7 protein-coding genes and 1 other RNA gene are annotated in these 5,769 nt (G+C 69.6%); 5 read left to right on the top strand and 3 right to left on the bottom strand.

The window, feature by feature from the left end; genetic code table 11:
* A partial coding sequence (locus ACFQ27_RS20505) for a c-type cytochrome (protein ID WP_377354884.1) occupies nucleotides 1-600 on the bottom strand: 600 nt, incomplete at its 3' end.
* Between the two features lie 139 nt (nucleotides 601-739).
* Between ACFQ27_RS20505 and ACFQ27_RS20500 the strand changes: the two genes are divergently transcribed.
* The 3 genes from ACFQ27_RS20500 to ACFQ27_RS20490 are packed head-to-tail and all read left to right on the top strand — an operon-like array spanning nucleotide 740 to nucleotide 2,630.
* A complete protein-coding gene (locus ACFQ27_RS20500; protein WP_377354883.1) occupies nucleotides 740-1,480 on the top strand; it encodes a 3-deoxy-manno-octulosonate cytidylyltransferase in 741 nt (246 codons plus the stop codon).
* Nucleotides 1,477-2,328: a prephenate dehydratase gene (locus ACFQ27_RS20495; protein ID WP_377354882.1), complete on the top strand. Its 852-nt coding sequence runs from the start codon at nucleotides 1,477-1,479 to the stop codon at nucleotides 2,326-2,328. Before ACFQ27_RS20500 ends, ACFQ27_RS20495 begins: the two co-directional genes overlap by 4 nt.
* Complete coding sequence (locus tag ACFQ27_RS20490) at nucleotides 2,328-2,630, top strand: hypothetical protein (RefSeq protein ID WP_374343223.1); 303 nt, start codon at nucleotides 2,328-2,330, stop codon at nucleotides 2,628-2,630. The genes ACFQ27_RS20495 and ACFQ27_RS20490 overlap by 1 nt, the downstream gene beginning before the upstream one ends.
* Here ACFQ27_RS20490 and ACFQ27_RS20485 read toward each other — a convergent pair.
* Together ACFQ27_RS20485 and nudC are read right to left on the bottom strand one after the other, a co-directional pair.
* The gene (locus ACFQ27_RS20485; RefSeq protein ID WP_377354881.1) at nucleotides 2,627-3,247 is read right to left on the bottom strand and encodes a glutathione S-transferase family protein; all 621 of its coding nucleotides are present in this window, start codon (nucleotides 3,245-3,247) and stop codon (nucleotides 2,627-2,629) included. The two genes, ACFQ27_RS20490 and ACFQ27_RS20485, sit on opposite strands and share 4 nt — an antisense overlap.
* An 82-nt stretch (nucleotides 3,248-3,329) precedes the next feature.
* Nucleotides 3,330-4,253 (bottom strand): NAD(+) diphosphatase, encoded by a 924-nt coding sequence (gene nudC, locus ACFQ27_RS20480; protein WP_377354880.1) that lies wholly within the window; start codon nucleotides 4,251-4,253, stop codon nucleotides 3,330-3,332.
* A 60-nt stretch (nucleotides 4,254-4,313) separates the two neighbouring features.
* On the opposite strand from nudC, the gene ffs reads away from it, so the two are divergent.
* Nucleotides 4,314-4,412, top strand: an RNA gene (ffs, locus tag ACFQ27_RS20475) — signal recognition particle sRNA small type.
* Nucleotides 4,413-4,433: 21 nt separating this feature from the next.
* On the top strand, nucleotides 4,434-5,769 hold a 1,336-nt coding region (locus ACFQ27_RS20470), incomplete at its 3' end, for a DNA polymerase III subunit gamma/tau (protein ID WP_377354879.1).

Below are 5,769 nucleotides of genomic sequence, written 5' to 3'. Positions count from 1 at the left end.
GCCCTCGGCGGCCGGGGCCGCAGCCGCATCGGCAGGAGCCGCGGCGGCCGCCGCCGGTTTCGGCGCCGGGATCGGAATGGTGCCGCCCTGGGCGTGCAGGTAAGCGATGATGTTGATGCGGTCTTCGACCTTCTTCAGGCCGACGAAGCCCATCTTGGTGCCGACCACGTACTTCTGCGGGCCCTTCAGGAACTCGTTCATGTGGTCGAAGTCCCACACCGGGTTCTTGTTGCCGAAGTCGACCATGGCGGCCGAATAGGCGAAGCCGCCGTGGCTGCCGGGCTTGCGGCCCTGGACGCCCCACAGGTTCGGGCCGGTGCCGTTGGCGCCGCCGTTGTCCGCGTTGTGGCAGGACTTGCACTTGGCGAACACCGCCTCGCCCGCCTTCACATCGGCGGCCGGCAGAACCGTGCCCCAGTCGGGCGGCAGGTCGGCCGCGGCCGCACCTTCACCACCCTCTTCCGCCACCTCGATGGCGTAGCCGGGCTTTTCCGGCGCCTTCTGGGCGAAAATCCCGGAAGACAATTCACGCAGGCCGACAATGGCCAGACCCGTCGCCAGAACGGCGCCGGCGATCTTGTTGAACGTAAGGTCGCTCATCGTCCTAAAATCGGCCCTCTCAGCGGCCGGCCGCTAAGGCCGGCGTCAGCGCGGGATTCCCCGCCCCCTTATTGCGCCCGCGTCTCTTACACGCTACCGGCGCTCGCGCAACCGGCCAGTTGGTCGCTCCGGGGGGCTCATGAACCCGATCGTCATCATCCCCGCCAGATTGGCGGCCACTCGCCTGCCCAACAAGCCCCTCGCGGACATTGAGGGCCTGCCCATGATCGTCCGGGTTCTGCGTCAGGCGCAGGCCGCCGGCATCGGTCCCGTGGCGGTTGCGGCGGGTGATTCGGAGATCGTCCGGGTGGTGGAGGCCGCGGGCGGCCGCGCCGTGCTCACCGATCCGGACCTGCCCTCGGGCTCGGACCGCCTGGTGGCGGCGCTGGGCGAGCTCGATCCCGACGGCCGCCATGACGTGATCATCAACCTGCAGGGCGACATGCCCTTCGTGGAGGCCTCGGCGCTCACCGACTGCGCCGCCCTGCTGGCCCGCGAGCCCGGTTGTGATGTGGCGACCATCGTCGAGGCGGAGACCTCGCCGGCGGTGCGCACCAACCCGGACATGGTCAAGGCGGTCCTGGCCATGCAGCCGGACGGCCGCTCCGGCCGCGCCCTCTATTTCACGCGCTCGGCCCTCTATGGCGATGCGCCGGTCTGGCATCACCACGGCATCTACGCCTATCGGCGCGAGGCCCTGCTGCGCTTCACCGCCGCCCCGCCCTCGCCGCTGGAGAAGCGCGAGAAGCTGGAGCAGCTGCGGGCCATGGAGCTCGGCATGACAATCTGGGCGGCGGTGGTGGACGCCACGCCCATCTCGGTGGACAACCCCGCCGACTTGGAACGGGCCCGGGCCTTCGCCCGCAGCCTGAAAGGATGAGCATGGAAAAGGGTCGTATCGCCTTCCAGGGCGAGTTGGGCGCGAACAGCCACGAGGCCTGCCTCGCGGCCTTCCCGGACATGACGCCGGTTCCGCACCCGACCTTCGAGGAGGCGTTCGAGGCCATCAAGTCCGGCGACTGCCAGCTGGGCATGATCCCGGTGGAGAACTCCATCGCCGGCCGGGTCGCCGACGTGCACCACCTGTTGCCCAATTCCGGCCTGAAGATCATCGGCGAGCGCTTCAAGCCGATCCACTTCCAGCTGATGGCCAATCCGGGGGCGAAGCTGGAGGACATCGAGGTCGTGCAGTCCATGCCGATCGCGCTGGTCCAGTGCCGCCGGTCGCTGCGGGCCATGAAGCTGCGCACCGAGGCCGTGGGCGACACGGCGCTGGCCGCCAAGCTGCTCGCCGCCAACCCGGACCCGAAGCGGGCCGCCATCTCGCCGGCCCTGTCGGCCGAGCTCTACGGCCTGGAGATCCTGGCGCGCGACATCGAGGACGAGCACCACAACACGACCCGCTTCCTGGTGATGACGGCGGACCCGAACCCGCCGGCGCCGGCCTTCACCGATCCCTGCGTCACCAGCTTCGTCTTCCGGGTTCGTAACCTGCCGGCGGCGCTCTACAAGGCGCTGGGCGGGTTTGCGACCAACGGCGTCAACATGACCAAGCTGGAGAGCTACATGGAGAACGGCGCCTTCACGGCGACCTTCTTCTACGCCGAGGTCGACGGCCGGCCCGAGGACCGGGGCATGGCGCTGGCGTTTGAAGAACTGCAGTTCTTCTCCGAACGCTTCGAGATCCTGGGCGTCTATCCCGCCGACCCGTTCCGGACCCGCGTCTGATGCGCACCATCGAGATCGACGGCGGCGCCTGCAAGGACGTCAAAGCCTTCTGCGCCGTGCTGCAGGACGAGATCCGCGCCCTGCCGGGTCACGGCAACTCCATCGAGTCCTTCGTGGATTCCATGATCTGGGGAACGATGAGCACCCTGCCGCCGCCCTATGTGATCCGGGTGCGCGGTCTGCACGGGGGGCCCATCGCCCAGTTCGTCAAGGACCTCTCCGAGGCCCTCGGCTACGCCCGCATGCAAAGGCGCAAGCAGGCGGGCGAGGACATCGAGGTGATGATCCAGCTTCGGCGCTAGGCGGCCAACAGCTTGTCGTCCAGTTCCCGGGCCCGGACTGCGGCGGGACGCGAAGCATGACGCCCGGCGAAGTCCTGGAAAGCCTGGCGCGGCGGCAGGCCGCCGGTGCTCAGGCCCCAGCCCAGCAGGCCCGCGACGTAGAGATCGGCGGCGCTGAATCGGTCGCCGGCCAGGAATTCACGTCCGGCCACGGCCTTCTCCAGGGTGTCGACCGCGAGGTCATAGCTGCCCCAGCCGGCCATGCGCTGCTGGTCGCCGGTGGTGTTCAGCCCGAAATTGCGGGTGACCATGGCGTTTTCCATCGGCGCCGCGGCGAAGAAAAGCCAGCGGTAATAGGCGCCACGGGCCGGAGAGGTCGGGGCCGGGGCGAGGCCGGCCTGCGGGAAGGCGTCGGCCAGGTAGGCGCAGATGGCGGCGCTCTCGGTGACGATCGTGTCCCCGTGGCGCAGGGCGGGGACCTTGCCCATCGGGTTGATCGCCAGATAGTCGGCCCCCTTCATGGTCGTGCCGTACTCCAGCAGCTCGGCCCGATAGGGCTGGCCGATCTCCTCCAGCAGCCAGCGCGCCACGCGGCCCCGGGACATGGGATGGGTGTAGAGGACGAGGTCGTTCGACATGGGAGGTCTCCGCTCAAGAGGTCTGCGGAAAGCTCTAGACCGCCGCTGCTGACAGCTTCCTGTCAGCAGCTTGGCAAGAGGGTCAGCTCTCCGCCCAGGCCTTGATCAGCTGGTGGGCGATGGCCATCGGCGGCGGGGCGAAGGTGGCGGGAACCTCGCCGGCGATCAGGGCGCGGGCCTCGGCCTTGGTGAACCATCGCACTTCAGAGAGCTCGGTCTGGTCAGGCGTCGCGTCGTCGTCGGCCACCTGGGCGATCAGGCCGATCATCAGCGAGGACGGATAGGGCCAGGGCTGGGTTGAGTGATAGGCCACAGACAGGGTCTTCAGGCCGGCCTCTTCCTCAAGCTCGCGGGCGCAGGCCTCCTCGATGGATTCGCCGGGCTCCAGGAAGCCGGCCAGGGCCGAGAACATGCCCTTCGGCCAGATCTCCTGGCGGCCCAGCATGCAGCGGTCCTGGTGCACCGCCAGCATGATCACCACGGGGTCGGTGCGCGGGAAGTGCTCGGCGTTGCAGGCCGGGCAGACGCGCTTCCAGCCGCCCTCGGCCACCTGGCTGGGTTCGCCGCAGGCCGAGCAGTGCTTGTGCTTGCGCCGCCACTCGAACATCCCCTTGGCCGTGGCCACGATGGCGGCGTCGGTGGCCGGCAGGCGCAGGGCGATGGCCCGCAGGTCCTCGAACCGGCCCAGGCCGTTCAGCGGCCCGTCGCCCGGATCGGCCGCGCCCTCCAGGTCGACGGCGAAGATCGGCGTGTCCTTCCACAGGCCCATGAACAGCAGGCGTTCGCCGCCGCCGGCCAGGTCCTCGGCCATGCGGGCGGGCAGGTAGGCGATCTGGATCCCGCCGTCCTTGGTGGTCTCGACAAAGGGCTTGCCGTTCCAGACGGCGATGGCCAGGGCGTCTTGGGAACGAAGCTGTTCGGTGAGCCAGGCGACGTCATTGCGGCGCTCGCTGGCGCGGTTCAGCGGGTTGCCGGCGAAGGTGTTCTGGAAGGCGGTCAGGGACATGTCCACCGTTCTAATCGAGCCCACGCTTGCGCGCGACCCTCAAGGTCGCGATATAGGGGGCGGAGATCGGCGACGGGCGGACGCCTCGCCAACCCGGTCAGGTCCGGAAGGAAGCAGCCGTAACGAGTCACGTTTCGGGTCGTTGTCCGGTCTCCACCCTATCTTACCCCCCGGGCGTTCATGGCAGACGAAGACATTCCGCCCTGGTCTGAACCCGGCGACGAGCCGCCGGAGCGCGATCCCAACACCGCTGACATGTTCGGGGCGTCGCCCGCGCCGCCGCCAGCGCCTGCGCCTGTTGCGGGGCAGGAGGGCGAGCAATCGGCCGCCTATACCGTCATCGCCCGCAAATACCGGCCCAGGTCCTTCGAGGACCTGTACGGCCAGGAGGCGATGGTGCGCACCCTGCGCAACGCCTTCTCCTCGGGCCGGATCGCCCACGCCTTCATGCTCACGGGGGTGCGCGGGGTCGGCAAGACCACCACGGCGCGCCTCCTGGCCCGGGCGCTGAACTACGAGACCGACACCGTCCACGAGCCCAGCCTGGACCTGGCCCAGGAAGGCCGGCACTGCCGCGCCATCATCGAGGGCCGGCACATGGACGTCCTCGAGCTGGACGCCGCCAGCCGCACCGGCGTGGCCGACATGCGCGAGTTGCTGGACGGGGTGCGCTACGCCCCCGTCGAGGCGCGCTACAAGGTCTACATCATCGACGAAGTGCACATGCTCTCGACGGGGGCGTTCAACGCCCTGCTGAAGACCCTGGAAGAGCCGCCGCCGCACGCCAAGTTCATCTTCGCCACCACCGAGATCCGCAAGGTGCCGGTGACCATCCTGTCCCGCTGCCAGCGCTTCGACCTGCGCCGGGTGGAGCCGGAGGTCATCGTCAAGAACCTGGAGATGATCTGCGAGCGCGAGGGCGCGCGGGTGGAGGCCGAGGGGCTGATGCTGATCGCCCGGGCCGCCGAGGGCTCCATGCGCGACGCCCAGTCGATGCTGGACCAGGCGATCGTCCAGGGCGATCCCGGCCAGACCATCCCGGCGACCCTGATCCGCGACATGCTGGGCCTGGCCGACCGGGCCCAGACCATCGCCCTGTTCGAACAGATCATGCGCGGCGAGGCCGGCCCGGCCATCGAGACCTTCCGCACCCTCTATGGCTATGGCGCCGATCCGGGCCAGGTGATGCTGGACCTGCTGGACCACGCTCATGGGGCCTCGGTCGCCAAGGCCATCGGTCCCCAGGCCCTGGTCCTGCCCAAGGAGCAGGCCGCCCGGCTGGCCGCGGTGGGGGCGGCGGTGTCGGCCGGCTCGCTGTCGCGCATCTGGCAGATGCTGCTGCGCGCCCACGAGGAGGTGCGCCGGGCCCCGGACGCCGCCGCGGCAGTGGACATGGCGCTGATCCGGCTGGCCTACGCCGCCGATCTGCCGGGCCCTGAGGAAGCGCTCAAGCGGCTGCAGGCCGGCGAGCCGATCACCGGCGGTCCCGGCGGCGGCCCCGCGCCCGGTGGCGGTG

It is taken from the genome of Phenylobacterium conjunctum, from assembly GCF_042679085.1.
In the GTDB taxonomy this organism is placed as follows: Bacteria; Pseudomonadota; Alphaproteobacteria; order Caulobacterales; family Caulobacteraceae; genus Phenylobacterium; species Phenylobacterium conjunctum.
The sequence above is the reverse complement of the archived record's forward strand: the minus strand, read 5'-3'. Positions and strand labels throughout refer to the sequence as shown.